Source organism: Lysinibacillus composti, from assembly GCF_016908465.1.
GTDB classification, from domain to species: Bacteria; Bacillota; Bacilli; order Bacillales_A; family Planococcaceae; genus Ureibacillus; species Ureibacillus composti_A.
Map to the genome: position 1 here is coordinate 77,941 of NZ_JAFBDY010000014.1, position 26,064 is coordinate 104,004.

Below are 26,064 nucleotides of genomic sequence, written 5' to 3' on the forward strand. Positions count from 1 at the left end.
TATTCACATGTTTCTATATAAATCTATTACTAAAATAATAAATAGCATAGTCAATATTCAATTAAAATAGAATTTTGGAAAAACTTTAATATTGCAATTGATATATTATGTGGTAAATTTGAAATAGGTATATGTTCTAGAATAGGATTAATAATTCTCTGTTTTACGACATTATTCTTAACGTAATATTTACTTACATCAAGGGGGAAGAGAAATGTCAGATTACGCATTTCAATTACTAGCGATTGTTATTTATATGCTAGCAATGATTATTATTGGTTGGTACGCATATAAAAGAACTACAAATTTAAACGATTATATGTTAGGTGGACGTGATTTAGGTCCTGCTGTTACAGCGTTAAGTGCGGGTGCAGCGGATATGTCAGGTTGGTTACTAATGGGGTTACCTGGAGCAATTTATGCAGCTGGTATGGTAGAGGCTTGGATTGCAATCGGTTTAACAGTAGGTGCTTGGTTAAACTGGTTATTAGTTGCTCCACGTTTACGTGTATATACTCAAGTATCTAAAAACTCAATTACTATTCCTAGTTTCTTAGACAACCGTCTTCGTGACAATACGAAATTGATTCGTATTGTATCTGGGATTGTTATTTTAGTATTCTTTACTTTCTATGTATCATCTGGAATGGTTTCGGGTGGTAAATTCTTTGAAAGTTCATTTGGTTTTGACTATCATACCGGGCTAATTGTCGTATCATTAGTTACAGTTGGATACACACTATTTGGTGGATTCCTTGCGGTTAGTTATACTGACTTCTTACAAGGTTTGATCATGTTCTTAGCATTAATATTAGTTCCAACGATTGGTCTATTCTTCACTGGGGGCTTGGGAGAGACAATTGATTCAATTAAATCCGTTGACCCACAACATTTTAATCTGTTTGCTTCAACTGCAACTGTTGCAGGGGTAATCTCCTCAGTTGCTTGGGGTCTTGGTTATTTTGGTCAACCTCATATTATTGTTCGTTTCATGGCCATTAAATCTGTAAAAGAAACAAAGCAAGCTCGCCGCATTGGTATTGGGTGGATGATTTTAAGTTTAGTTGGTGCTATTGGTACTGCACTAGTTGGGTTAGCTTACTTCCAACAAAGTGGTCAAGTTCTTGAAGATCCAGAGACCGTGTTTATTGTTATGGGTCAAATTTTATTCCATCCTTTTATTGCAGGAATTATGTTAGCAGCTATTTTAGCAGCAGTTATGAGTACAATTTCTTCACAATTAATTGTTACTTCATCTGCATTGATTGAGGATATGTACAAAGCTTTATTTAAAAAAGATGCATCTGATAAGCACTATGTAATGGCAGGTCGTTTATCTGTTTTAGTAATTGCAATTGTTGCAGCAATTTTAGGTTGGAACCCAGATAGTTCAATTCTAGACTTAGTTGGGTTTGCATGGGCAGGATTTGGTGCTGCATTTGGACCAACAATCCTACTTGCATTATATTGGAGAAAGTTAACAAATGTTGGTGCGTTAACTGGTATGATCGCGGGTGCAGTAGTTGCCTTCGTTTGGGGACAAAGTGAGACATTATCTGGAATGTTATATGAAATTGTTCCAGGTTTCATTATTAACCTAATCTTAGCGGTAGTTGTAAGTTTAATTACTTACAAACGAAATGCTGAAATTGAGAGCGAATTTGATGAAACGTTAGAACTTTTAAAAACAGATAGAGAATAATAAAATTTACCAAAATTCTAGACCCATAACTTTAATAGTTGTGGGTCTTTATTTGTATTTGTAAGGATATAATATATGATACGATAAGCAGATGGAACCGAAATTTGGTTATGGAGGTATTATATGGCTGATTTAAAAGAAGTTGAAATACTAGAGGAAAAGGGAATTTTAGTAGGTGTTAATTTAGTCAATGATCCAAATTTTGAATACTCTATGGAGGAGTTGGCTAATTTAGCTGAAGCTTTAAATGTACAAGTAGTTGGAACTGTGACTCAAAACTTAGAACGTGTTACACCTTCACATTATGTTGGGACAGGTAAAGTTGATGAAATAAAGTCGCTATTTGAAGAGACTGGAGCAAATTTAGTAATCTTTAATGACGAACTGTCTCCATCACAAATACGAAATTTAGAGCATGAATTAGAATGTAAAGTTATTGATCGTACGATGTTAATTTTAGATATATTTGACCGCCGTGCAAAAACACGTGAAGCAAAAATGCAGGTGGAGCTTGCACAATTACAATATATGTTACCAAGGTTAGTTGGTCTTCACGCCTCATTATCTCGTCAAGGAGGTGGCACAGGTGGGGGCTTTAGAAACCGTGGTGCCGGAGAGACGAAACTTGAATTAGACCGCCGTAAAATAGAAGATCAAATTGCAAAGTTAAGAAAAGACTTAGAGCATGTAAAAGAGCAGCGGGACACGCAAAGAAAGCAACGGAAGAAAAGTGAAATTCCTGTAGTATCTTTGGTTGGTTATACAAACGCTGGTAAATCGACAATAATGAATCAATTGCTCAAGAAAATTGGACAAAGTAATGGAAAGGAAGTATTCGAAAAAGATATGCTTTTTGCCACATTGGATACTTCTGTGCGAAATATAGAATTACCAGATAAGAAGTCGTTTTTATTAACGGATACGGTTGGATTTGTAAGTAAACTTCCTCATCATTTAGTAAAAGCATTCCGTTCAACGTTAGAAGAAGCAAGGGAGGCAGACTTATTACTACATGTTGTAGATGTTTCAAATGAAGAACATAAGTTTATGATTGATGTCACTAACAAAACGTTAAAGGATATTGAAATAGAAGATATACCGACTATTTATGTTTATAATAAGTCGGATATGGCCAATGTAACATATCCATTAGTAAGTGGTGATAATATATGGTTATCAGCAAAACAGGATACTGGACTTGATGAGTTAATTACAATGATTCGCCAAAATATCTTTTCAAATTATGTAACATGTCAAATGTTACTTCCGTTTGACCGTGGTGACATTGTTTCTTATCTAAATGCAAATGCAACGGTGCTATCAACGGAGTATGAGGAAAATGGTACATTAGTGAGTGTTGAACTAAAGGACACAGATTATAAAAAATATGAACAATATGTAGTGAAATAATTTTTAAAAGGGTAACGATCTAACCAATCGTTACTCTTTTTAGTTCTATAAATTATATCAAGATATTAATATCTTAATCTTTTTTTTCGTCTGATAGTGGTAAGTAAGTGGTTTCGAGAGAAAAAGATGGAAAATATAGAAGAAAGTAAACATTCAAACTTTTTTAAAATATATTGAAAAAACAATTAAAATGATTTAATGTAAGAGAGCAGTCGTCAGACAATAGAAGTTAATTTAAATTGTCAGAAAATATAAATAAAATGAAAGAAAGAGGGAACATTATGTATAGCAAAGACGAAATAGTTAAATCCGTCCCTCAAAAAGGATTCTTTGGGCATCCTAAAGGATTGTTAACATTATTCTTTACAGAATTTTGGGAGCGATTTTCGTATTACGGAATGCGCGCAATACTGATTCTTTACATGTATTATGAATTACATGAAGGCGGATTAGGATTAGACCGAGGTACAGCTAACTCGATTATGGCATTATATGGGTCGTTAATTTATATGTCGAGTATTATTGGTGGTTGGTTTGCAGACCGAATCTGGGGTACTCGAAAAACAGTATTCTACGGTGGAATACTAATTATGATTGGACATATCGCTTTATCGTTTCCAGGCGGTCTTACAGCATTATTAATCTCAATGGCATTTATTATTATTGGTACAGGCTTATTAAAATCGAATGTATCAACAATCGTTGGGGATATGTATGCAGAAGGCGATAACCGTCGTGACTCTGGTTTTAGTATTTTCTATATGGGAATTAATATGGGTGCGTTTATTTCACCTTTAATAATCGGATTTGTTGGCGAAAGATATAATTTCCATTTAGGCTTTAGTATAGCTGCTGTTGGGATGTTTATCGGCTTAGTTGTCTTTTATGTAACGCAAAAGAAATTTTTAGGTTTAGCGGGAGTTGAAGTTCCAAACCCGTTAACTGGAGAAGAAAAAAAGAAAACAATTCGAAATGCAGTTCTAGGGATTGTTGCAATACTAATATTTGGAGCAATTTTATACACAACTGGTAATTTAACAATGGCGATCTTTAGTTTAATCATAACTACGCTAGGTGTATTAATTCCAACAGTATTCTTTATCGTTATGTATCGTAGTCCAAAAACAACAAAAGATGAGAAGTCACGTGTACTAGCGTATATTCCATTATTTATTGCGGCAGTTATGTTCTGGGCGATTCAAGAACAGGGTGCTACCATTTTAGCAACATACGCGGATACTCGTACGGATTTAACTATTGGTAATTTTGAAATTCCAGTTTCTTGGTTCCAATCTTTAAACCCATTATTTATTATTATTTTTGCACCTGTTTTTGCATGGTTATGGATTAAGCTCGGAAGCCGTCAACCTTCAACACCTAAGAAATTCGCGGTTTCATTGTTCTTTGCAGGGGCTTCCTTCTTAGTAATGATTATTCCAGCAAAAATGTCTGGTGGAACTGAACTAGTTAGTCCTTGGTGGTTAGTACTTTCATTCTTCTTAGTAGTAGTTGGAGAATTATTGTTATCACCTGTAGGATTATCAGCAACAACAAAACTTGCACCAGCAGCATTTGCAGCACAAACGATGTCTTTATGGTTCTTAACAAGTGCAACTGCACAAGCTATTAATGCGCAATTAGTAAGAATTTACGAAGCTGTAACCGAAATCACATACTTTGGTGTGCTTGGTGGTTTATCAATTGTATTAGGTGCTCTTTTATTAGTTTTAACACCGTTAATTGCAAAAGCAATGCGCGGAGTCAATTAAATATAAATTTCCATCTCCGAAGTATTATGTTCATGCATAATGCTTCGGATTTTTTTATCATTAAATTACCTATAAATGGAAATTTAATGGATACTAGTGATGGATTGTTGGAAATTAAAGTAAATTCCTCCAATAAAGTGACTCTTTTTTCTGTTCTATCCGTAGATGAAGTGTACGTTTAATTTTGAAAGGGTGAGTAGAGTATGAAAAAGTCGTTCTTAATTTTTCTAGTAAGTGTGCTAGTAGTTGTTTTGTCTGCTTGTAATAGTACAGCAGAACCAGTGAGTGGAGATAATACAGAAAAGAATCCAACTGAACAGCCAGAAGTTAGTGAATTAACGTTAGAAGAAGTTTACGAGAAAGCAATAGAAAGACAAAATGAATTGACTAGTGTTAGTGCAGATATGAAGCTAAATCAAATAATGACCCTAGGTTCTGGAGAGGAAAGTCTTGAAATGGCAACAAAAAATGACATGGTCTTGGACATGGTTATTGAACCGTTAGCTATGTATATGGATGGCACAATGCTAATGACAAATCCTGAGTCGGGTGAAGATGTTAGTATTGATATGGAAATGTATATGAACCAACAAGGGATGTTTACTTTCGACTCCGAATCGAAAAAATGGTTGAAACTCCCGGTTACTGATTTTGAAGCAATGATGGGGCAAACGGCAAATCAAGTAAATGCTGCAGAACAACTTGCAGGCATGAAGTCGTTTATAAATGAATTTAAATTTGAACAAACAAATGATGCATATGTATTAACATTGAATGCAGCAGGAGATAAGTTTAGTGAGTATATAGTTGAACAAATGCAAATCAATCAAATGCTTGGGACGACTGAAGAGCAAAAATTATTTGATAGCATGAAGTTCGATAAAGTTGATTACGTTATTACAATAAATAAAAAGACTTTTGATATTACAGCAATGGATATGGTACTTGACTTTACAATTGATATGGAAGGTGAATCTATGTCAATTTCAAACGACACAAAGGTAACATTTAATAATTTTGATGGTGTAGAAGCAATAACTGTTCCACAAGAAGTAATTGATCAAGCAGTAGAAGTACAATATTAAGATTGTACTTTGAATAAGGAAGCCGAAAATATAAGAATGAAAAAAGCCCAGATAAAGGGTAAGAAGTAGTTTTGAAGGCCTCGTTTTATTTCAATATCAAAATATAAATCTACATCAAAAAACTGTCATTTTTTCTTGAAAGAATGACGGTTTTTCATTTTGTCCGAATCATACTTTTTCCTAGCTATACCGATTTGAAAAAAAGCTAAAATGATTACCATTCTCATCTATATATTGATTTTTGACAATTTACTACTTATAATAAGAATGTACTCAAGATGAGAATCATTTTCATTACATACTTGAGAATAAATAGAATTTGGGGATAAAAATGAGACTGTGGATGTTAATAATCGCAGCAATCGTTTTGTCATTAATTTCGCTATTTGTTGGTGCAATTGATATTAAACCGAGTGATCTTCTAGATTGGGATTCAGATAAAACACAAATTTTCTTAATTAGTCGTGTTCCTCGTTTAATGGCAATTATTTTAGCAGGTGCGGGGATGAGTATTGCAGGGTTAATTATGCAAAGTTTGAGCCGTAACAAATTCGTATCGCCAACGACTGCAGGGACATTAGATGCTGCTAAGCTTGGTATTATTATTTCAATGCTTTTCTTTACTAATGTAACATATTTTCAGAAAATTATATTTAGTTTTGTATTCGCTTTAGTTGGAACACTAATTTTCATGCAATTACTTGAACGTATTAAATTTAAAGATGTTATTTTTGTACCATTAATCGGAATTATGTACGGGAATATTTTATCTTCAGTTTCGACATTTCTTGGTTATGAATCTGATATTTTACAAAACGTACAAGCATTCTTTATGGGTAGCTTTACATTAATTGTTTCTGGAAGGTATGAATTATTGTATGTAGCTATACCAGCCATCATATTAGCCTATATATATGCTAATAAATTTACGGTTGCTGGTATGGGCGAGGATTTTGCAAAAAATTTAGGTTTAAGTTATAAACTGGTTTTAAATTTAGGATTAGTATTAGTGGCTATTATTTCAACTACTGTCGTACTAACTGTTGGGGTTATTCCTTTCTTAGGGTTAATCGTGCCGAATATCGTATCCATTTATATGGGGGATAATTTACGTAAAACGATCCCACATACAATTGTGCTAGGAATGGTATTCTTGTTAGCATGTGATATTCTTAGCCGCTTAGTGGTATACCCTTATGAAATTCCAGTAAACCTTACAGTCGCAGTATTTGGTAGTGCGATCTTCTTAGTGATGTTATTTAGGGGGAAAGCATATGCGAAAAAATAGTACGAAAATAATTATATTAGCGGTAATTGCGCTTATATTCATTTTACTTTTTGCTTTCTATAATATTAAAGGCGGATTTGGATATGCCTTCCCTCGCCGTTTAATTCGAATTGGAGCAATGGTTATCACAGGGATTGCGATTTCATACGCAACAATCATATTCCAAACGATTACGCATAACCGAATTTTAACGCCTTCTATTATGGGGATTGACTCCATGTATGAAGTTGTCCAAACTGTAATTTATTTCGTCCTGGGTTCAGCATCTATTTTTGTCGTAAACTTATATTTAAACTTCGGAACAGCAATTATAGCAATGCTTCTTTTTGCTTTGATATTATATCGCTTCTTGTTCCGTGCAGATAAACATCCAATTTATTTACTTTTACTAGCAGGGATGATTATCGGGACATTACTTGGGAGCTTCGTTAGTTTCCTCCAAGTAGTGATAGATCCTGTTGAATACTTAAGTTTACAAAGCCGATTATTTGCAAGTTTTAATAACGTAAAGGCAGAGTTATTGTATATATCAATGGTGATATTAGGAGCTGCTTTTATATATGGTAAACGAATGATGCGTGATTTAGATGTGATGTCTTTAGGTCGCGATTCGGCAATCAATCTAGGTGTAAACTACGATAAAATGGTACTAAAAGTATTAATTTTAGCATCTATATTAATGGCTACTTCAACTGCGCTAGTCGGTCCGGTTACTTTTTTAGGATTAATTGTATCAAACTTAGCCTACCAATTTATAAATACATATCGACATTCGGTTTTAATTGTAGCTTCCAGTTTGATCAGTATTATTGCTTTAGTAGGTGGACAGTTTTTGGTATTACACGTATTCCATTTGAATACAACAATTAGTGTCCTTATTAACTTTATCGGTGGGATTTACTTTATTTGCTTATTACTGAAAGAAAGTAGGGCTGCAGGATGATTGAAATCAAAAGTTTAACAAAGCATTTTGGCAAAAAGCCTGTCGTGGAAGATGTAACTGTAACGATTCAACCAAAAGCAATTACTTCTTTCATTGGACCAAATGGTGCAGGTAAATCGACGTTATTATCTATGGTAAGTCGCTTATTAGATTCTGATACAGGTGAAGTCCTTTTAGATAAGAGTAATGTAAAAAAGATGAAGTCTGATGAATTCGCAAAACGAGTGGCTATTTTAAAACAATCCAATCATTTAAATGTTCGCTTAACAGTCCGAGAGCTAGTATCATTCGGGCGATACCCTTATTCAAAAGGGCGACTAAATAGTGATGATGAAAAAATTATTGATCAAGCAATAGAATATATGAATTTAACTAATATCCAACATAAATATTTAGATGAATTATCTGGCGGGCAAAAACAGCGTGCGTTTATTTCGATGGTAATCGCACAAGATACAGAGTATATCTTATTAGATGAACCATTAAATAATTTGGATATGAAGCATTCTGTTCAAATTATGAAAATTTTACGTAAGTTAGTAGACGAGTTAGGGAAAACAGTTGTAATTGTATTGCATGATATTAACTTTGCATCTGTTTACTCAGATCGTATCGTAGCATTAAAGAATGGACGTGTCGTAAAAGATGGCCCAACAAACGAAATTATTAACTCGGCTGCATTACGTGAAGTTTATGATATGGATATTCCTGTTCAAGAGCAAGATGGCTGTCGTATTTGTGTATACTTCAATTCACACGCATAATAATATTAAAAATCGTTTTAGAAAAGTAAGAATTGTAACACTTTTCTAAAACGATTTTTACAAACTTAACAAAAAATTGTTGACGTTTTGTTTTGAAGTGCTATACTTTTTATTAGATTGATAATGATTATCATTATCGTAAACGTAAAAGAGAACAGGAGAGAACAATAAAATGAAGAAGTGGAGTTTTTTAGCTGCAACAGCAGTACTAGCTGTAGGTTTAGCTGCATGTGGATCAAATGAGGAGGCAGAGCCATCAAGTGATTCACAAGCTACTGAGCAAACAGAACAGAAATCAAATGAGAATGCAGAAGCATTCCCAATGACTGTTTCATCTCTAACTGGTGAAAGTGTAGATGAAGAATCAGGGGCAAAAACACTATTTGAAGATGTAACTTTAGAAGAAATGCCAGAGCGTATTGTTACTTTAGACTTTGGTTTCTTAGATAATCTTACAGCATTAGGAGTAGAAGGTATTGTTGGTCTTCCAAAATCAAATATGCCTGCAGACTTAGAAGAAAAATATTCTTCTGATGAATATACAGATTTAGGTTCTTTAAAAGAAATCGACTTTGAATTATTAGCATCACTTGAGCCAGATGTAATTTTCATTTCTGGTCGTCAAGCTTCAATGTATGATCAATTAAAAGAAATTACGCCAAACGTAATCTTTGTTGCATCTGATAACGAAAATTATATTGAAGGTATTAAAGAAGGAGCAGTACTTGCAGGTCAAATCTTCGGTAAAGAAGAAGAAGCGAAAGCTCTAAATGCAGAGCTAGATGCAAAAGTTGCTGAAATTAAAGAAAAATCTGCAGGTTATGAAAATGCTTTAGTTGCAATGTACAACGAAAAGAAAATCTCTGGTTTTGACAACGGTGAAGATTCTCGTTTCGCATACGTATATGATGATTTTGGTTTCAAACCATCTACTACTGGTATTGACTCAAGCTCACATGGTTCTGACTTCAGTTATGAGTCCATATTATCTGTTGACCCAGAAGTATTATTAGTGATTGACCGTAATGCAAAAGACAATGATGCGCTGAAAGCTGATGTTGAAAACGACATTATTAAAAAAACTCGTGCATACAAAGAAGATAAAATCGTTTACCTTTATGGTGGTAACTGGTACTTCGCAAGCGGTGGCGTACCAACTGAGTTAGAAAAAATCCAAGAAATTTTAGATGAATTAAAATAATCGATATTTCTATAGAGAAGGCTGTCCACTATGTTGGACAGCCTTTCTTATGATTAGGGGCATGATCATGTTTGTTCAAATGCGTAAGAGGACTGTTAATGAAGGAAATTTAGATAAAGTCCTAGAGTGTTTTAAAAAAAGCCAGGTCAGAATCCAACCTTAATCGAGCAATGAAAAGGTTTTATTAGTCGTGAGCTACTTGTGAAAAATATACGCCGTGGAGAAGAAGACGTAATGATGGTAATCCGTCGGGTGTCTATAGCAGCCTGGAAACAATGGGAGTAGATTCCAGAGCGTATTGCAGTACACAATGAAAAAATCAAGAACAAGGTGATAAGCCACCAAGACCTGAGTATGTTATTAATATAGGAACATGGTAACTATTTAGTGGTAGAAAGATCAATTTGCGTAACGTCCGATCAGGGGATATTAAAGGCTGTAGACAACTGGTAGAGAATTCTTTTTCTAGGGTCTTTTATCTTTTGACAATACATATTATGGAATTGTCCATTACTGGTTACTGTTTTTACTTTCATTAAAAATGTAAATTCCAAAGCTTTTATAAGTAAAAACTGATTAGTATGTGTAATAAAATACGAAAAGTATTAATAGAGTTTTATGTTACTATATATTTAGTAAATTTTTGTAGGGTGGAATTTGAATGAAAAAATGGGCTTATTCTTTAGCCATACTTACTTTTATGATCTTTACATACTTATTCTTTAGTTATGAAAAAGACTTTGTTATTCAATTAGATCACATGTTTTCTAAGTTATTAGCTGGCAATGATTTCATTACACTTTTTCATTATATAGGTGAAACAAAGTTCATTATTTTTGTTGCACTTCTTTTGTTAATAATATTGTGGTTAAGACAAAGAAATTATCGTGCTATGATTTTTGTTCTATTAACAATCGCATTAGGAAATGTACTAAATCAATTAGTAAAGAACTGGATTCAACGTCCTAGACCAGAACTATTGGATCAATTAACATCGTATAGTTTCCCATCTGGACATGCAATGATTGGTTTACTATATATATTTACGATAGCGTATCTACTTTCTAAAGCCCTGAAAACAAACAATAGGATAGTAATAACAATTTGGGTGGTAGCTGTTTTTCTTACATTTCTTACAGGGCTATCAAGAGTTTCTGAAAGCCGTCACTACATATCAGATGTGATCGCAGGCTGGAGTTTAGGGTATAGTTGGTTCATTCTTTGTGTCATATGGTATGAAAGTACAGTTAAAAAAGTAAAAAGGAACTCTTAAGGATTAAAATAAAAAGACTGTGATTCTAAACGGAACTCATCCTTTTTAATGGTCACAATCAACATATAAAAATGCAAATGGGGTGAGTAATCGTAGTGATTTTCTCACCCTATTTTTTTATTGCTCTATTTATGCTTTTGTCTAACTTAGAGGAAGTTAAACTGAATATCTTCATTATATCTGCTATATAAGCCTTCCTTACATACATTAGAAGTAGATTCTCCTCATTTATACTAAGGTCACAGTCCTTTTTATTGTGATAAAAGTTTATCTCACTCACAAAATATAACCTAGGCTAAAAAAGTTGCACTAAGGAAACTTCTGCAATATAATACTAATATTAAAAGAAGAATAAGGAGATCGACTAAATGGAAGGAAATGTTCTCTTCGCTTTAGGTTTGACGCTTTTTGCTGGTTTAGCTACTGGGGTTGGGGCTTTAATTGCATTTTTTACGTCTAGGACAAATAAGAAGTTTTTGTCTGTAGCATTAGGTTTTTCTGCAGGAGTAATGATTTACGTTTCATTAGTTGAAATATTCTTTAAAGCAAAACAATCATTAACTACAGCACTTGGTGAATCACAAGGATATTGGATGACGATTTTAGGCTTCTTCGGTGGGATGATTTTTATTGCTTTAATAGACAAATTCATTCCTAAAGGGAAGAATCCACATGAGGTAAAAACAGTAGAGGACGTCAATGCTGTTAAGGTGGATACAAGAATTGAGGAATCAGAAAAACTAATGAAGATGGGTGTATTTACTGCTCTTGCTATCGCAATTCATAACTTTCCTGAAGGGATTGCAACCTTTATGTCAGCGATCCAAGATCCGAACGTTGGAACTGCGATTGCAATTGCTGTGGCTATTCATAATATCCCTGAAGGAATCGCGGTGGCTGTACCGATTTATTTTGCAACGGGGATCCGTAAAAAGGCATTTAAGCTATCTTTCTTTTCGGGTCTTGCAGAGCCAGTGGGAGCAATTGTTGCTTATTTAATCTTAACGCCATTCCTTACTGATGTAATGTTTGGAGTTATTTTTGCAGCAGTAGCGGGTATTATGGTATTTATATCATTGGATGAATTACTGCCAGCTGCAAAAAAGTACGATGAAACTCATTTATCTATTTATGGGTTAGTAGCCGGAATGGCCGTGATGGCAGTGAGCTTGGTGTTATTAGTATAAGTCATAAATCCCCTTCGATCTCATGAAGGGGATTTATTGTTACTATTGATATAAGGGGAGTTACGAAGCAATTGTAGCGTTCTCAGAAGCGACAATGACTTGCTCATTTTCAAATTGAGGATTCTCAATTTCATCGATTACTGCAATTGCGTAATCTGCATAACTAACATAACTAAGGTATTGGGAATTTAACAATATGCGACCTTTACCAAGGATGTAGTGCCCTGTGCGAGGACCATCAGCGTCAAAAATGATTGAGGGGCTTAAAAATGTCCAGCGAATTGAAGACTGTTGTAAAAAACGTAAAATTTCTAATCTTTGTTTAGCTATTTCTTTATTTTTCTCAGAGAGGTTTGGAATACCGATAAGATGTGTACTAGATTCAGTATCAACAATTAAACTTCCAGCACCACCAATGACAAATAGTTTTGTATGGGTGTCTTCTAATAAGGAGATTAAATGACGCCCGACCTCGGTGTAAAGGTGTTGTTCTCCCGGATTTTCTTCAAAGGCATTCACAACAACATCAAATTGTGAAAGCTCATTTCTTGTAAGGTCGAAAATTTCCTTTTCAATGATGGGGATGTCTTGAATATAGAGTTTTTCTTTATTTCGTACAATTGCCGTCACATCGAAGCCCCTTAATAGTGCTTCGCGTAGAATGTTTTCACCAGCTTTGCCATTTGCACCTATGATGCCAATCTTCATCAAGCATTTCCCCTTTCAACGGTTCTTACTTATCCTATTAGATTCTCAAGGATGAGTAGATGAAAAAAGCCGGTTCAATTCGAAGAACCGACTTTCTTAATAAATTATATGATGAAGATTATTAATATATGACTACTGACTATTAAACTTCTACTGTAAGAACCCCTAAATGGTCAGCTTTCGTTAAAATAACTTGATGATTAGGGAATATTTTTTCCATTCGTGTTACAAACTGTTCACCAATAGCGGATGGAATAATTGATATTAGTGTTGGTCCAGCTCCACTTAATGCTGTACCATATGCACCAGCTTCTTTTGCGGATTGATGAATTTCATAAAACTCAGGCACTAATGATGCGCGGAAAGGTTCATGAAATAAATCCCTTTCCATATAATGACCGATACGTTCATAATCCTTTAAAACTAATGATGCAGCAAGCATATTTGCATTTGCACTTGCACGAACGGCATATTGTCGATCAAATTGTTCTGGTAAAACTTGTCTTGCTACTGATGTTTTTAGTTCTACATTTGGGATAAAAACAACAAAAGATGCATCAATATCCTGTACATGGATTGTATCAACAATTCCATCTTCATTCATTGAAGAAATTGTAAGTCCACCTAATACAGATGCAGAAGCATTATCAGGATGCCCTTCAATTTGAGAGGATATATTTAATTTATCTTGTGTTGTTAAATCTAAATCGCAGAGAATATTTGTTAGTTCAATACCAGCTACTATCGCTGCAGCGCTACTACCTAATCCACGAGCGAATGGTAGCTCACTAGACATCTCTATTTTGCAAGCAGGGAGTTCTTTCCCATATCGTTCTGCAGTTTCTTTAGCAATTTTGTAAATTAAATGATCTTCGATGACAATCTCTTTTGGAAGATGGTCAGATAAATGTACAATTTCCCAAGTGTCTTGAAGAGTAACGGTTAGCTTTAAGTAGAGAGACAAGCCTAATCCAATTGAGTCAAATCCAGGTCCTAAGTTAGCTGTACTTCCCGGAACAGTGATTTGCCATTTTTTACTCATAGAATCCCCTCAATGTATTTTTGAATCTCTTCTTCATCATTGTTAAGGGAAACTAAATCCACAGTAGAAACTTTCATTGCTGTGTCAGGGTCTTTTAACCCGTTACCAGTAAATACTGTAACTACACGACTGCCTTTTTCAATTTTGCCATTTTCAACAGATTTAATAACACCAGCAAGTGATGCTGCAGAACCTGGTTCAACAAAAATACCTTCAGTACTAGCAATTAATTTATATGCAGCTAGAATCTCGTCATCTGTAACTAAATCAATAATTCCGTTTGATTCGTCACGTGCAGCCTCAGCAAATTTCCAACTTGCAGGGTTACCGATTCGGATAGCTGTCGCAACTGTTTCCGGATTTGAAATAGGTTCACCTTTAACAATTGCAGCTGCACCTTCAGCTTCAAAGCCGTACATTTTAGGAAGGCCAGATTGTTTAACCTCATTATATTCTTTAAAGCCCTTCCAATAAGCTGTGATATTTCCTGCATTTCCTACTGGAATACATAGGTAATCTGGAGCTGAGCCTAGGCTGTCTACAATTTCAAATGCAGCAGTTTTTTGCCCCTCTATTCGATAAGGGTTAACAGAGTTAACTAATGCAACAGGAGTTGTTTCACTAACTTCACGTACTATTTTTAAAGCATCATCGAAGTTTCCGTCAATCTCAATAATTTTCGCGCCGTACATACATGCTTGTGCTAATTTACCAAGAGCTACTTTACCTTTTGGAATAACCACGATTGATTGAATTCCAGCACGTGCCGCATAAGCAGAAGCAGCTGCAGAAGTGTTACCAGTTGAAGCACAAATAACACATTTAGCACCATCTTCTATTGCTTTTGCAACAGCGAATACCATACCACGGTCTTTAAATGATCCTGTTGGGTTTGCACCTTCAACTTTACCGTATAATTCGATGCCCAATTCTCTCGAAAGATTAACTAGATGAATTAATGGAGTATTTCCTTCATTTAAAGTAAGTGCAGGTGTTTTTTCTGTAACGGGTAAATATTGTTTATATTCTTCAATTAAACCTTTCCACATAACGAAATTATCTCCTTTTGTTCTCACAAGATGAACAGTTGTTTGTATATAAGAGACATTTTACGCAAAAGAGACGTATATTTCAATAGAAATCGGTAAAATAACTATATAGTTTGTTTATCAATTTATTATTGTCATGTGATTCAATAATATGTATTGTTTACTTATATGTAACTAAAGTAAAGACAGGTGAATAGACAATGAGTAAAGTATTTGTTTCTGACCCATCAAGTGTGAAAACGAATGAAATATCTCGTAACAAATTATTAAGAGTTGCGGGAATTGGTTGGTTGTTTGACGCTATGGATGTCGGAATTTTATCGTTTGTAATTGCTGCACTAGCTGTTGATTGGGGGTTAAGTTCAAGCCAAATGGGTTGGATTGGTAGTATTAACTCCATCGGGATGGCTGTAGGTGCACTTATATTTGGTGTATTTGCTGACAAAGTCGGGCGAAAAACAATTTTTATTTGTACGCTTGTTATTTTCTCAGTAGCAAGTGGGTTGTCTGCCTTTACGACAACATTAGGATTATTTTTAATTTTGCGCTTCTTTGTAGGAATGGGGCTTGGAGGTGAATTACCTGTAGCATCTACATTGGTATCTGAAAGTGTAGAAGCTAAGGAACGAGGACGCGTTGTTGTACTACTAGAAAGTTTTTGGGCTGCAGGTTGGTTATTGGCGGCTATCATTTCTTATTTTGTAATACCAGCAGACTTTTGGCCAATAGAAGGTTGGCGGGTTGCATTAATACTAACTGCAATACCAGCATTCTATGCAGTTTATATTCGTTTACATTTACCTGATTCTCCACAATTTACAGCTAAAGAAGAAACGAAAAGACGATCAATTATGAAAAATATAGTTGATGTATGGTCCAAAAAATACTCTAGGCCTACATTAATGCTATGGATTTTATGGTTTACTGTTGTATTTTCATATTATGGAATGTTTTTATGGTTGCCGAGCGTGATGGTTGGGAAAGGGTTCGACTTAATTACTAGCTTTAAGTATGTATTAATTATGACATTAGCACAGCTTCCAGGTTATTTTACAGCTGCATGGTTTATTGAGCGTTTAGGAAGAAAATTTGTTTTAGTCACGTATTTACTAGGTACTGCAGTGAGTGCTTTTATCTTTGGTAATGCAGAAACTATTTCGATTTTATTAATTTCTGGAATATTATTATCATTCTTTAATTTAGGAGCTTGGGGTGCACTATATGCTTATACACCAGAACAATATCCAACTGTAATTCGAGGTACAGGAACTGGGATGGCTGCTGCTGTAGGACGTATTGGTGGAATATTTGGCCCTTTATTAGTTGGGTGGCTATTGGCTGTAGGTTATGAAATTGGGTCTATTTTTGCTATCTTCTGTGGGGCAATTATTATTGGTGCTGCTGCAGTATTGTTTTTAGGAAAAGAGACGAAACAAACAGAGTTGGAATAATTGATTTGCCTCTAAGAATCGGAATTTTGAATTGTGTTTACATTTCTTCATTTGATTAAAGATATAGGAACAAAAGACAGAAATTTATAAAAAACGAGAAGTTATCTATAAAAACTATAGATAACTTCTTTTTTTATTAAAGTATTTTGAAAAATAAAGGATATTTCTGGATTATGGCAATTTTTTGTCTTTTTTAATTTTTTAGTTTGATGCGTTAAAGTTTTTTCTGAAAACTCATTGTATTCGATTAATATTAATGATAATCTAACTTTTATTAAATTAGATTTGTATACAATTTTAATGAGGAGGAAAAGGTAACGAAAATGAGTTTCTGTGATGAAGTTAAAAAGCGATTTATAAGGCTATCAAGAGGCCAACGAAAAGTAGCGCAGTTTGTTATTGACAATCCAAACTTAGTTACTACCCATACTGCTTCTGAAGTGGGGAAATTAATAGGAATTAGTGAATCAACAGTAATTCGCTTTTGTTATGCAATGGATTTAACTGGTTATGTTGAACTTCAGGAAAAAATAAAGTCTGATATAGCTGGAGAAGTTAGAGGAGAAGTAAAGTCAAATCAAGTCTTATTTACAGTTAAACATGAACACTTGGTAAGTGAAGTTATGAATCGTGATGTAGCAAACATCCTAGATACGATTCAACATATCAATGACGTTCAATTTGAGAAGGCGTCTAAGTGGATGCATAAAGCAGAAGATATATATATATTAGGGTTTAGACAATCTGCTCCAGCAGCAAGTTTTCTTACATCAACTTTAAAGAACTTAAGAAAACATGTAAAACAAATTCAGCATGATGTGGATCATATCGTCCAACAAATTAGTAATATGGATGATAAATCACTTCTAATCGTCGTGGCGCTTGATTCAATTCTTGAAGATGCGTTAACAATTGCAAAATTAGCTAGTAACAAAAAAGTAAAGGTATTTGCAATTACAAACTCTGCATTATCACCTATTCGTGACTATGCTGAGATTTTATTTACAGTTGGATCGCAAAAGCAATCTTCAAATGAAACAATTACTTCATATAGTGCGTTAATGCATGCGTTAATCGAAGGCATGATAGCACAAAATAAGAGACAATATCTATCGTTTCAGGAGGCAAACTCCAAAATAGAAAGTAATTTTTTATTCCAAGAAACAGTTCGGTCACTACAATAATCAGAGAGCGTATTCGTAAATTGCGGGGGCATTTACGAATACGCTTTTTTGAAAGAAAAGCAAAGGCGGCTCGTTCACACCCGACAAGCACTGGAGGCAATACCGGCGAAGGCGCTTTTTGCCTTTGCAGGTATTGTCGAAGTGACCTCGAGGGTGTAGCCGCCGTAGCTAGACAATAAGAAAAGCAAAGGCGGCTCGTTCACACCCGCGTAGGTAAAAACGCTACACGCGCGAGCCCTATACATCCTACACAATTATGTTCTATTTTTAAATTTATGTAATGGTGTGATAAAATAAATGGGAATATTGGAACAAACCTTAGGAGGCACTAATTAATGAGCAAAGTGTTAGTTTTCGGACATAAAAATCCAGATACAGATACAATTACATCTGCAATCGTTTATGCCTATTTAAAACAACAATTAGGTGTAGATGCAGAAGCGGTTCGTTTAGGTGAAGTAAACAACGAAACAAAATATGCATTAGAGAAATTTGGATTTGAAGCACCTCGTTTAATTGAGAATGTTTCAAATGAAGCAAGTGAAGTAATTTTAGTTGACCACAATGAACGTCAGCAATCCGCTGATGGAATTGAATCGGTAAAAGTAACTGAAGTTATTGACCATCACCGTATAGCAAATTTCGAAACTTCAGACCCATTATATTACCGTGCTGAACCTGTTGGATGTACAGCGACAATTTTAAATAAAATTTTCAAAGAACACTCTGTAGAGGTCCCATCAAATATTGCAGGTCTTATGCTTTCGGCAATTGTTTCAGATACGTTATTGTTCAAGTCGCCTACTTGTACAGAACAAGATGTACAAGCAGGGAAAGAACTAGCTGAAAAAGCTGGGGTAGATGTTAATGAATATGGATTAGCAATGTTAAAAGCAGGGGCTGACCTTTCAGATAAATCTTTAGAGGATTTACTTTCATTAGATGCGAAAGAATTTACTTTTGGTAATGTTAAATCAGTGGTGGCTCAAGTAAATGCTGTAGATCTTAACGATGTTTTAAGTCGTAAAGACGAATTAGTAACATTACTCAATAAAAATGTAGAAGTAAATGGATTAAATTTATTTTTCTTCGTTGTAACAGACATTTTAAATAACGATTCTACAGCCGTTGTAGTAGGCGATGCTGCAGATGCGGCAGCCAAAGCATTTGGTAAAAACTTAGACAATAATTTAGTTGATTTACCAGGTGTAGTATCACGAAAAAAACAAATTGTACCAGTCTTAACAGATGGATTAGCATAAAAAAACCGGCGTTGACACTTCTGTGTCAATGTCGGTTTTTTTGCAATTTGGGGAAAAATGAAAATACTATATGATGAATTTAATAATAATTTTTGTGCTTCGGTCAAAAGTATGAGGCTATTATTCTTGAAAAAATACTATTTCTCTATTAGAATACTAATTGTATTTTGATTTCGAGATATTAGACATTGAAATAAAAGGAGAGCAAAGTTATTATGACAAACGTATTAGTAATTAAAGCAAATAATCGCCCAGATGGCGTTTCAACTAAAATGTATGAAACATATATTGAGGAAGCTAAAAAAGTTGAAGGTGTAAACTTAACAACTTTTGATGTTTACGAAGAAGATATGCCTTACTTCGGCCAACAATTATTCGATGCTTTCGGTAAAGTAGAAAGCGGTAAAGAGTTAACTGATCTTGAATCTCGTCTATTAGCTGCAAAACAAAAAGCTATGGATGCTGTAACGGCTGCTGATGTTGTAGTAATCGCATTCCCAATGTGGAACTTAACAATTCCGGCAACACTACATACATTCATTGACTATGTTTACCAAGCAGGATTCATGTTCAAATACACTGCAGAAGGTCAAGCAGTTCAATTACTGACTGACAAAAAGTTTGTTGTATTAAACGCTCGTGGCGGTATTTACTCAACTCCAGAAGCACAGCCAATGGAAATGTCAGCTAACTATATTAAAAATGTATTTGGTGGCGTAGCGGGTATGCAACTTCTTGATGAAGTAATTATTGAAGGACATAACGCTAATCCTGCACAAGCACAAGAAATAATTGCTGAAGGTATGGAACGCGTTAAACAATCTGTAAATAAATTAGTAGCAGTAAACGCTTAATATAGAAAATCCCAACATGTTTCCGTGACATGTTGGGATTATTTTTTTAACTTAAAATAGGAAGAACTCACAATAATGGCATAATCAAGGTTGGTCATAAATTATAAATTATAAATTATACGCCGGAAAAGAAGAATCCATTTATCAACTCTCTGTTTGTGCCTTTCTAACGTTGTCGATTAAAACTTTTATATCGAGTACCTTGAAAAGTAAGAAGTCCTAAATCCTGTTCTGCCAGCAATCCGTACTCTTCTCCCGGCATGCTAAATTCCATTCGATCGCCACTTTCAACTTCAAAAGTTGAATAATACCATGTATGTGAGTGGTCCCCTCGTACCTCAGTTCTTTTTGAAACGACTTGAGCTGGAACAGTTAATACAGGAGCAGCATTATTCTTCGCATTTTTCTTTATGCCGGAAATTATGGCAACCAAAATACTACCAAACACAATTAAAAAAACAATTACAATAAATATGTTTACGAAACTAAACATGATATCCCCATAAAACATAACAATCCCCCCCTATGTAACTTTGATTATAATTGAAATTGATTGTCGAAATGAATAGAATCATATATCGATTCATAGTATTGATGAATGAAGTGTTATGGATGTTCACCCAAAAGAAATTATTATAAATGGTTCCTTACTTAATTTACTTTTACGGAGGGAATTAAATAAAGTTTCCTTTTTATTGTAGAAATTTCAACATTGGTTAGAAAAGGGCTAATAAAAAGCGATAAATTGGCACCATCACACGTCAATCCCCATATTATTACATTAGTTACTAGTATTTCATTAAAAACAAATTAAATTTAATGTTATTAATTAGTGAATTTTTGGTACAATGTAAGTAAAGTTACTTTTCGTAACTAGATGTAAATTGCTACATTTATAGCTATACCCAATCATCAATATTTGTTTAATCAATATACTTAGCAGACACAGATCAGAGGTGAACATAAGTGAAAGAATCATCATTATGTCCTCGACTAGCAAAAGCAATGGAACTTTTAGGAAAACGGTGGACAACATTAATCCTATATCAATTATTAGAAGGCTCTCAACGTTTTAACGAAATTGAATCAGCCTTACCTGTAAGCGGTCGTTTATTATCAGAGCGTCTAAAGGAATTAGAGAAAGAGGGGATTGTTGAAAGAAAGGTATTTCCAGAAGTACCAATTCGAGTTGAGTATTCATTAACTGATAAAGGCTTTGCTTTAGAAGGGGCTATTCGTGAAGTTGAAAAATGGTCACAAAATTGGTTGGAATCATAGTATAAATACTTGTCAAAAAGCTTGAAATTACAGATACTTATGAAAGAGTATTGTATGTATACTGGAAAGGAATATGCTTTTATGACGATAAATAAATGGGCAGAAGACTTAGCCCAAGTAATAAATTCAAATAATATTAGACTAAATGAAAGTCTAAAAAACTATACCATGACGAAGCTTGGCGGTAATGCTGATGTATTCGTCTTGCCTGATACTGAAGAAGAGGCAGCTTTTGTTGTTCATTATGCCTATCAAAATAATGTACCACTTTTAATGTTAGGAAATGGCTCTAACATGGTAGTGCGTGATGGTGGCGTGCGCGGTATTGTTGTGTCTTTTTCGAACTTAAATGAAATTAAAGTGGATGGTAATGAAATCTACGCACAAAGTGGAGCATTAATAAAGGATGTTTCAAAATTAGCAGCTGAACATAGTTTGACAGGTTTTGAATTTGCTTGTGGTATTCCAGGCTCAGTTGGTGGAGCGATGGCAATGAATGCTGGTGCTTATGGTGGAGAAATAAAAGATATTATCCATTTATGTACAGTGTTAACACCTGAGGGAGAGCGTAAAGTTTTAACGAAGGATGAACTTGAATTAGACTATCGTAAAAGCGTAATTTCTAAAAAAGGATATTTTGTTTTATCATCACAGTTTGTACTTGAAAAAGGCGATCAACTTGAAATTGATGCAAAAATTGCAGACCTAACATATAAACGTGAGTCAAAGCAACCTTTGGAATATCCTTCTGCGGGTAGTGTGTTTAAACGACCACCTGGGTATTTTGCGGGTAAACTTATACAAGACAGTGGCTTGCAAGGAAAAGGCGTTGGCGGTGCAGAAGTTTCGACAAAACATGCTGGCTTTATAATTAATAAAGGCGGTGCAACAGCAACGGATTATATTGAAACCATCAAGATGGTTCAACGTGTAGTAAAAGAAAAGTTTAATGTAGACCTTGAATTAGAAGTGAAAATTGTTGGCGAAGATCAATAAACCGGATTTAAGACCCAATAATTTGGATATAGAGCGCCTTTCAAAACTGAAAGGCGCTTTTGTTTATGAATGTTATTTAGTAAACTTACTTCTAGTAAGGCTGCATGTCGAATAACGGCGACCTATTACGAATAGGAAAAAGGATGTTGATTTGCAAAAGCATAGTATACATAGAGGGAGTTTGAAAATGAAATTTATATCTTGGAATGTTAATGGAATACGTGCATGTGTGAAAAAGGGATTTGAAGAATATTTTCATGAAATGGATGCAGATTTTTTCTGTATTCAAGAAACAAAATGTCAAGAAGGCCAAATCGACCTACCGTTTGAGAATTACCTTCAGTATTGGAACTATGCCGAAAAAAAAGGGTATTCCGGAACGGCCATCTTTACAAAACATAAGCCTCTAACTGTGAAGTATGGTGTTGGACAAAAGGAAGATGAAGAAGAAGGACGTATTATTACTTTAGAATATGAAAATTTTTATTTAGTTAATGTATATACACCAAATGCACAGCGAGACTTAGCAAGACTTCCTAAGAGGTTACAATGGGAAGAGGACTTACTTGTGTATCTAAAACAATTAGATGAGGTAAAACCTGTGATATACTGTGGGGACCTTAATGTCGCTCATATGGATGTCGACTTGAAAAATGCAAAATCAAATATGGGGAATTCAGGCTTCACACTTGAAGAACGAGGGAAAATGTCGGATTTATTAGCATCAGGATTTACTGATTCTTTTCGATTTTTACACCCTGAAAGAACAGATGCCTTCACTTGGTGGTCCTATATGGCAAAAGTACGTGAACGTAATATCGGATGGCGTATTGATTATTTTATTGTATCTAATTGTTTAACAAAAAATATTAAAGTGGCAGACATCCATCCGCATGTTTTAGGTAGCGATCATTGTCCAATAATATTAGAATTAGATTCGATATAACTTCAGTATGAATTTTTCCAAAAATGATAGGGCAAGACTTTCTTCTAACTATCGGAACATGTACTATATAGTAGATAAATTACCAGAGGGGAATCTCCCAAATGAAAGAGGTGGGTTAAATTAAATGGAATCAAATTCAAATTCAAAACGAAGAAAAACTAGAAAACTTATAGATTTGATAATTTGGATTGTAGGGTTAGTCATTGTAGTAGGTGGATTGATTGTCATCGGAATTCATTTGTATGTTGGAAATTCCAAGCCAACAATCGAAGGAGAGGCAATTGTAACGGTTTTAGATGAAGATGTAGTCGTGAATCGAGATGGGACAGGAGTACCTCATATTGAAGCAAAATCCGATGCAGATTTATATCGTGCACAAGGTTATGTACAAGCACAGGACCGTTTATTCCAAATGGATTTAGCGCGACGTACAGCTAGTGGAACATTGGCAGAGGTTATAGGACAAGAAGCTGTTGATTCGGACAAATTGTTCCGTACGTTTAGTTTAAGAAATGCTGCAGAACAATCTTATGAAGCCTACGATGAGGAGACGAAACAAATTCTCGAGTGGTATTCCGAGGGTGTAAATGCATTTATAAACGAAGTAAATGGTACTAGCAAACTATCATACGAATTTAAACTTTTAGGTTACCAACCCGAAGCTTGGACACCTATTGATTCATTAACAATAGGGAAATATATGGCATATGATTTAGGTGGAACTTGGACAACTCAAGCATTCAATCATTGGGCATTACAAAACTTCACAAAGGAACAACTAAAGGATTTACTAATTGAAGATTCTGTAGAGGCAAAATCAATTATTGAAGCGAACTTAGAAAATCCAGTAAAAGTAGACGGACAATTTAATACAGAATTGTTACCAAATGAGTTTAGCGGTGGTAATAGCTGGGTTGTTTCTGGTGAAAAAACAGAAAATGGAAAGCCCTTAATAGCAAATGACCCACATTCAGGGTTATCAACACCTTCTATTTGGTATCAAATGCATTTAGAGTCACCAGAACAAAATGTAAGTGGTGTCATTATTCCGGGTGTACCAGGAATTCTATTAGGGCATAACGAGACAATTGCATGGGGTGTAACAGATGTTGGGGCAGACGTACAAGATCTATATATTGAAATACCAAATCCAGAAGATCCAACCCAATTTAAATATGATGGAGCATGGGAACAAGCAGAAGTACGAAAAGAACCTATTAAAGTAAAAGATGGGAAAACAATTGATTATGAAGTCGTTGAAACTCGTCATGGTCCAATTATTTCAGACTTCATCAATGGTGAAGAAAATTCAACTAGTGTCTTTTCAATTGAATGGACAGCATTAGAACCTACTTCAGAATTGAAGGCTGTACTCACATTTAACAAAGCAACGAATTGGGATGAATTTGAAACAGCATTAGCAGATTTCAAAGCTCCAGCACAAAACTTTGTCTTTGCTTCTACAGATGGGACAATAGCCTATAAAGCCACTGGAAATATTCCAATAAGAAAGCAAGGAGATGGAACATTCCCGGTACCAGGTGATTCCTCTGAATATGGGTGGGAAGGTTTTATTCCATTTGATGAATTGCCAACAATTACAAACCCTGAATCTGGCTATATCGCAACAGCAAATAATGAAATTATTGGCGATGAATATCCATACCATATTACGAATTATTGGGCGCCATCATATCGTTATGAACGAATTGTAGAATTGTTAGAATCCGCGGATAACTTGAAGTTAGGAGATATGCAAGGTATTCAATCAGATAAGAAAAACTTACGGGCAGAAAGCTTGCTTCCGAGTATACTAACGACGATAAAAGATATGGATGCTGAAGGGAAATATCAGGATATTATTACACTTCTTGAAGAGTGGGAGTTATACGATAATAAAGATGCAGGAGCTCCTTTAATATTTAATTTATTAATGTCAGAGATTCAGGATTCACTATTTAAAGATGCTATGCCAGAAGATGTTTATGACATGATGCCAAGTAAACTCCAACTAACAGACCGAATGCTAAAAGATGCATATGAAGGGTCTCCAAATGTTTGGGTTGAAAAAGCAGGCGGTGTAGAGCAACTTGTGTTCAGTTCGTTTGAAACAACGATTACCGATATAAAAGCAAAGTATGGTACATCAGTTTCTAAGTGGAAATGGGGAAGCTATAATAAACTAACTTTTGAACATCCTCTTTCAAATGCTTATGATTTCTTGGCAACTTACCTTAACCCTCCAAAACAAGCAGTTGGAGGTTCAAACGTTACTGTACAAGCAGCTGTTGAAGATGGTAATGGAAATGTTGATCATGGTGCATCTTGGAGATATGTTGCAGACTTAAGTGACTTATCGAATGCATATCATATGGTTGCACCTGGACAAAGTGAACATGTGAAATCAAAATGGTATGATAATCAAGCTTCTGATTGGGTCTTTGGTCGATATCATAAGACAAAGATTAGTGGAGAATTAGATGCAACATACGAACTTCAATTAAAAGCAGAATAATGGAAATGGGCGTTTAATCCAAAATAAGCGCCCATTTTTTATTATTCTTTTTTAATCATAAAGGCTCTATAATATTTGTTGGGGTTTGAAAAAATTTCATAAATAAAAAAGCACGTAATCACCGATTTCTATATACTTGAATTGTCGAAAAACAAGC

At 34.7% G+C, this 26,064-nt stretch carries 22 protein-coding genes; 18 read left to right on the forward strand and 4 right to left on the reverse strand.

The features are described from left to right. Positions 1–214 precede the first annotated feature (214 nt). The 10 genes from putP to zupT all read left to right on the forward strand — a co-directional run bounded on the left by putP (position 215) and on the right by zupT (position 12,622). Positions 215–1,702, forward strand: a complete 1,488-nt coding sequence (putP, locus tag JOD29_RS14135; RefSeq protein ID WP_124765902.1) for a sodium/proline symporter PutP — start codon at positions 215–217, stop codon at positions 1,700–1,702. A 123-nt stretch (positions 1,703–1,825) separates the two neighbouring features. Beyond that, positions 1,826–3,112: a GTPase HflX gene (gene hflX / locus JOD29_RS14140; protein WP_124765904.1), complete on the forward strand. Its 1,287-nt coding sequence runs from the start codon at positions 1,826–1,828 to the stop codon at positions 3,110–3,112. Between the two features lie 281 nt (positions 3,113–3,393). Then, positions 3,394–4,881 (forward strand): peptide MFS transporter, encoded by a 1,488-nt coding sequence (locus JOD29_RS14145; RefSeq protein WP_124765906.1) that lies wholly within the window; start codon positions 3,394–3,396, stop codon positions 4,879–4,881. 203 nt (positions 4,882–5,084) lie between these two features. Continuing rightward, a complete protein-coding gene (locus tag JOD29_RS14150; RefSeq protein ID WP_124765908.1) occupies positions 5,085–5,966 on the forward strand; it encodes a DUF6612 family protein in 882 nt (293 codons plus the stop codon). A 331-nt stretch (positions 5,967–6,297) separates the two neighbouring features. Continuing rightward, positions 6,298–7,254, forward strand: coding sequence for an ABC transporter permease (locus JOD29_RS14155; protein ID WP_124765910.1), 957 nt, complete (start codon positions 6,298–6,300; stop codon positions 7,252–7,254). Continuing rightward, positions 7,241–8,197, forward strand: coding sequence for an iron chelate uptake ABC transporter family permease subunit (locus JOD29_RS14160; protein WP_124765912.1), 957 nt, complete (start codon positions 7,241–7,243; stop codon positions 8,195–8,197). Before JOD29_RS14155 ends, JOD29_RS14160 begins: the two co-directional genes overlap by 14 nt. Beyond that, positions 8,194–8,961 carry an iron ABC transporter ATP-binding protein gene (locus tag JOD29_RS14165; protein ID WP_124765914.1) on the forward strand — a complete coding sequence of 256 codons (768 nt, stop codon included), beginning with the start codon at positions 8,194–8,196 and terminating at the stop codon, positions 8,959–8,961. The genes JOD29_RS14160 and JOD29_RS14165 overlap by 4 nt, the downstream gene beginning before the upstream one ends. Positions 8,962–9,133: 172 nt before the next feature. Continuing rightward, on the forward strand, positions 9,134–10,162 hold the full coding sequence (locus tag JOD29_RS14170) for a siderophore ABC transporter substrate-binding protein (protein WP_124765916.1): 1,029 nt from the start codon (positions 9,134–9,136) through the stop codon (positions 10,160–10,162). 661 nt (positions 10,163–10,823) lie between these two features. Next, entirely contained in the window at positions 10,824–11,435 is a 612-nt protein-coding gene (locus tag JOD29_RS14175; RefSeq protein WP_124765918.1) for a phosphatase PAP2 family protein, read from the forward strand. A 368-nt stretch (positions 11,436–11,803) separates the two neighbouring features. Beyond that, positions 11,804–12,622, forward strand: a complete 819-nt coding sequence (gene zupT / locus JOD29_RS14180; protein ID WP_124765920.1) for a zinc transporter ZupT — start codon at positions 11,804–11,806, stop codon at positions 12,620–12,622. 60 nt (positions 12,623–12,682) lie between these two features. On the opposite strand, the gene JOD29_RS14185 is transcribed toward zupT, so the two are convergent. The 3 genes from JOD29_RS14185 to thrC all read right to left on the reverse strand — a co-directional run bounded on the left by JOD29_RS14185 (position 12,683) and on the right by thrC (position 15,421). Beyond that, positions 12,683–13,330 (reverse strand): NAD(P)-dependent oxidoreductase, encoded by a 648-nt coding sequence (locus JOD29_RS14185; protein ID WP_124765922.1) that lies wholly within the window; start codon positions 13,328–13,330, stop codon positions 12,683–12,685. 142 nt (positions 13,331–13,472) lie between these two features. Then, positions 13,473–14,372 (reverse strand): homoserine kinase, encoded by a 900-nt coding sequence (gene thrB / locus JOD29_RS14190; RefSeq protein WP_124765924.1) that lies wholly within the window; start codon positions 14,370–14,372, stop codon positions 13,473–13,475. Beyond that, a complete protein-coding gene (thrC, locus tag JOD29_RS14195; protein ID WP_124765926.1) occupies positions 14,369–15,421 on the reverse strand; it encodes a threonine synthase in 1,053 nt (350 codons plus the stop codon). The genes thrB and thrC overlap by 4 nt, the downstream gene beginning before the upstream one ends. A 200-nt stretch (positions 15,422–15,621) precedes the next feature. On the opposite strand from thrC, the gene JOD29_RS14200 reads away from it, so the two are divergent. From JOD29_RS14200 to JOD29_RS14215, 4 genes are all read left to right on the forward strand, one after another. Further along, positions 15,622–16,872, forward strand: a complete 1,251-nt coding sequence (locus JOD29_RS14200; RefSeq protein ID WP_124765928.1) for an MFS transporter — start codon at positions 15,622–15,624, stop codon at positions 16,870–16,872. A 323-nt stretch (positions 16,873–17,195) separates the two neighbouring features. Beyond that, entirely contained in the window at positions 17,196–18,056 is an 861-nt protein-coding gene (locus JOD29_RS14205) for a MurR/RpiR family transcriptional regulator (protein WP_124765930.1), read from the forward strand. A 335-nt stretch (positions 18,057–18,391) separates the two neighbouring features. Beyond that, positions 18,392–19,318, forward strand: coding sequence for a manganese-dependent inorganic pyrophosphatase (locus JOD29_RS14210; protein ID WP_124765932.1), 927 nt, complete (start codon positions 18,392–18,394; stop codon positions 19,316–19,318). Positions 19,319–19,533: 215 nt separating this feature from the next. Beyond that, positions 19,534–20,172: an FMN-dependent NADH-azoreductase gene (locus JOD29_RS14215; RefSeq protein ID WP_124765934.1), complete on the forward strand. Its 639-nt coding sequence runs from the start codon at positions 19,534–19,536 to the stop codon at positions 20,170–20,172. A gap of 166 nt (positions 20,173–20,338) precedes the next feature. Here the strand turns inward: JOD29_RS14215 and JOD29_RS14220 are convergent, their stop codons facing one another. Further along, positions 20,339–20,683, reverse strand: a complete 345-nt coding sequence (locus tag JOD29_RS14220) for a DUF2500 domain-containing protein (RefSeq protein WP_124765936.1) — start codon at positions 20,681–20,683, stop codon at positions 20,339–20,341. Between the two features lie 455 nt (positions 20,684–21,138). Between JOD29_RS14220 and JOD29_RS14225 the strand changes: the two genes are divergently transcribed. The 4 genes from JOD29_RS14225 (at position 21,139) to JOD29_RS14240 (ending at position 25,907) form a co-directional block, all read left to right on the forward strand. Next, positions 21,139–21,450, forward strand: coding sequence for a winged helix-turn-helix transcriptional regulator (locus JOD29_RS14225; RefSeq protein WP_124765938.1), 312 nt, complete (start codon positions 21,139–21,141; stop codon positions 21,448–21,450). 81 nt (positions 21,451–21,531) lie between these two features. Then, positions 21,532–22,446, forward strand: coding sequence for a UDP-N-acetylmuramate dehydrogenase (gene murB, locus JOD29_RS14230; RefSeq protein WP_124765940.1), 915 nt, complete (start codon positions 21,532–21,534; stop codon positions 22,444–22,446). A 187-nt stretch (positions 22,447–22,633) separates the two neighbouring features. Continuing rightward, positions 22,634–23,392: an exodeoxyribonuclease III gene (locus JOD29_RS14235; RefSeq protein ID WP_124765942.1), complete on the forward strand. Its 759-nt coding sequence runs from the start codon at positions 22,634–22,636 to the stop codon at positions 23,390–23,392. A 124-nt stretch (positions 23,393–23,516) separates the two neighbouring features. Beyond that, on the forward strand, positions 23,517–25,907 hold the full coding sequence (locus JOD29_RS14240; protein ID WP_124765944.1) for a penicillin acylase family protein: 2,391 nt from the start codon (positions 23,517–23,519) through the stop codon (positions 25,905–25,907). The last annotated feature ends 157 nt before the right edge of the window (positions 25,908–26,064 follow it).

What these genes read in the sequence shown, in the direction of transcription:
- JOD29_RS14160 (WP_124765912.1), top strand. Translation starts at nt 7,241, where the DNA reads ATGCGAAAAAATAGTACGAAAATAATTATATTAGCGGTAATTGCGCTT.
- hflX (WP_124765904.1), top strand. Translation starts at nt 1,826, where the DNA reads ATGGCTGATTTAAAAGAAGTTGAAATACTAGAGGAAAAGGGAATTTTA.
- JOD29_RS14240 (WP_124765944.1), top strand. Translation starts at nt 23,517, where the DNA reads ATGGAATCAAATTCAAATTCAAAACGAAGAAAAACTAGAAAACTTATA.
- putP (WP_124765902.1), top strand. Translation starts at nt 215, where the DNA reads ATGTCAGATTACGCATTTCAATTACTAGCGATTGTTATTTATATGCTA.
- JOD29_RS14155 (WP_124765910.1), top strand. Translation starts at nt 6,298, where the DNA reads ATGAGACTGTGGATGTTAATAATCGCAGCAATCGTTTTGTCATTAATT.
- JOD29_RS14145 (WP_124765906.1), top strand. Translation starts at nt 3,394, where the DNA reads ATGTATAGCAAAGACGAAATAGTTAAATCCGTCCCTCAAAAAGGATTC.
- JOD29_RS14215 (WP_124765934.1), top strand. Translation starts at nt 19,534, where the DNA reads ATGACAAACGTATTAGTAATTAAAGCAAATAATCGCCCAGATGGCGTT.
- JOD29_RS14170 (WP_124765916.1), top strand. Translation starts at nt 9,134, where the DNA reads ATGAAGAAGTGGAGTTTTTTAGCTGCAACAGCAGTACTAGCTGTAGGT.
- JOD29_RS14210 (WP_124765932.1), top strand. Translation starts at nt 18,392, where the DNA reads ATGAGCAAAGTGTTAGTTTTCGGACATAAAAATCCAGATACAGATACA.
- zupT (WP_124765920.1), top strand. Translation starts at nt 11,804, where the DNA reads ATGGAAGGAAATGTTCTCTTCGCTTTAGGTTTGACGCTTTTTGCTGGT.
- JOD29_RS14200 (WP_124765928.1), top strand. Translation starts at nt 15,622, where the DNA reads ATGAGTAAAGTATTTGTTTCTGACCCATCAAGTGTGAAAACGAATGAA.
- JOD29_RS14150 (WP_124765908.1), top strand. Translation starts at nt 5,085, where the DNA reads ATGAAAAAGTCGTTCTTAATTTTTCTAGTAAGTGTGCTAGTAGTTGTT.
- JOD29_RS14175 (WP_124765918.1), top strand. Translation starts at nt 10,824, where the DNA reads ATGAAAAAATGGGCTTATTCTTTAGCCATACTTACTTTTATGATCTTT.
- JOD29_RS14165 (WP_124765914.1), top strand. Translation starts at nt 8,194, where the DNA reads ATGATTGAAATCAAAAGTTTAACAAAGCATTTTGGCAAAAAGCCTGTC.
- JOD29_RS14205 (WP_124765930.1), top strand. Translation starts at nt 17,196, where the DNA reads ATGAGTTTCTGTGATGAAGTTAAAAAGCGATTTATAAGGCTATCAAGA.
- JOD29_RS14185 (WP_124765922.1), bottom strand. Translation starts at nt 13,330, where the DNA reads ATGAAGATTGGCATCATAGGTGCAAATGGCAAAGCTGGTGAAAACATT.
- murB (WP_124765940.1), top strand. Translation starts at nt 21,532, where the DNA reads ATGACGATAAATAAATGGGCAGAAGACTTAGCCCAAGTAATAAATTCA.
- JOD29_RS14235 (WP_124765942.1), top strand. Translation starts at nt 22,634, where the DNA reads ATGAAATTTATATCTTGGAATGTTAATGGAATACGTGCATGTGTGAAA.
- thrB (WP_124765924.1), bottom strand. Translation starts at nt 14,372, where the DNA reads ATGAGTAAAAAATGGCAAATCACTGTTCCGGGAAGTACAGCTAACTTA.
- JOD29_RS14220 (WP_124765936.1), bottom strand. Translation starts at nt 20,683, where the DNA reads ATGTTTTATGGGGATATCATGTTTAGTTTCGTAAACATATTTATTGTA.
- thrC (WP_124765926.1), bottom strand. Translation starts at nt 15,421, where the DNA reads ATGTGGAAAGGTTTAATTGAAGAATATAAACAATATTTACCCGTTACA.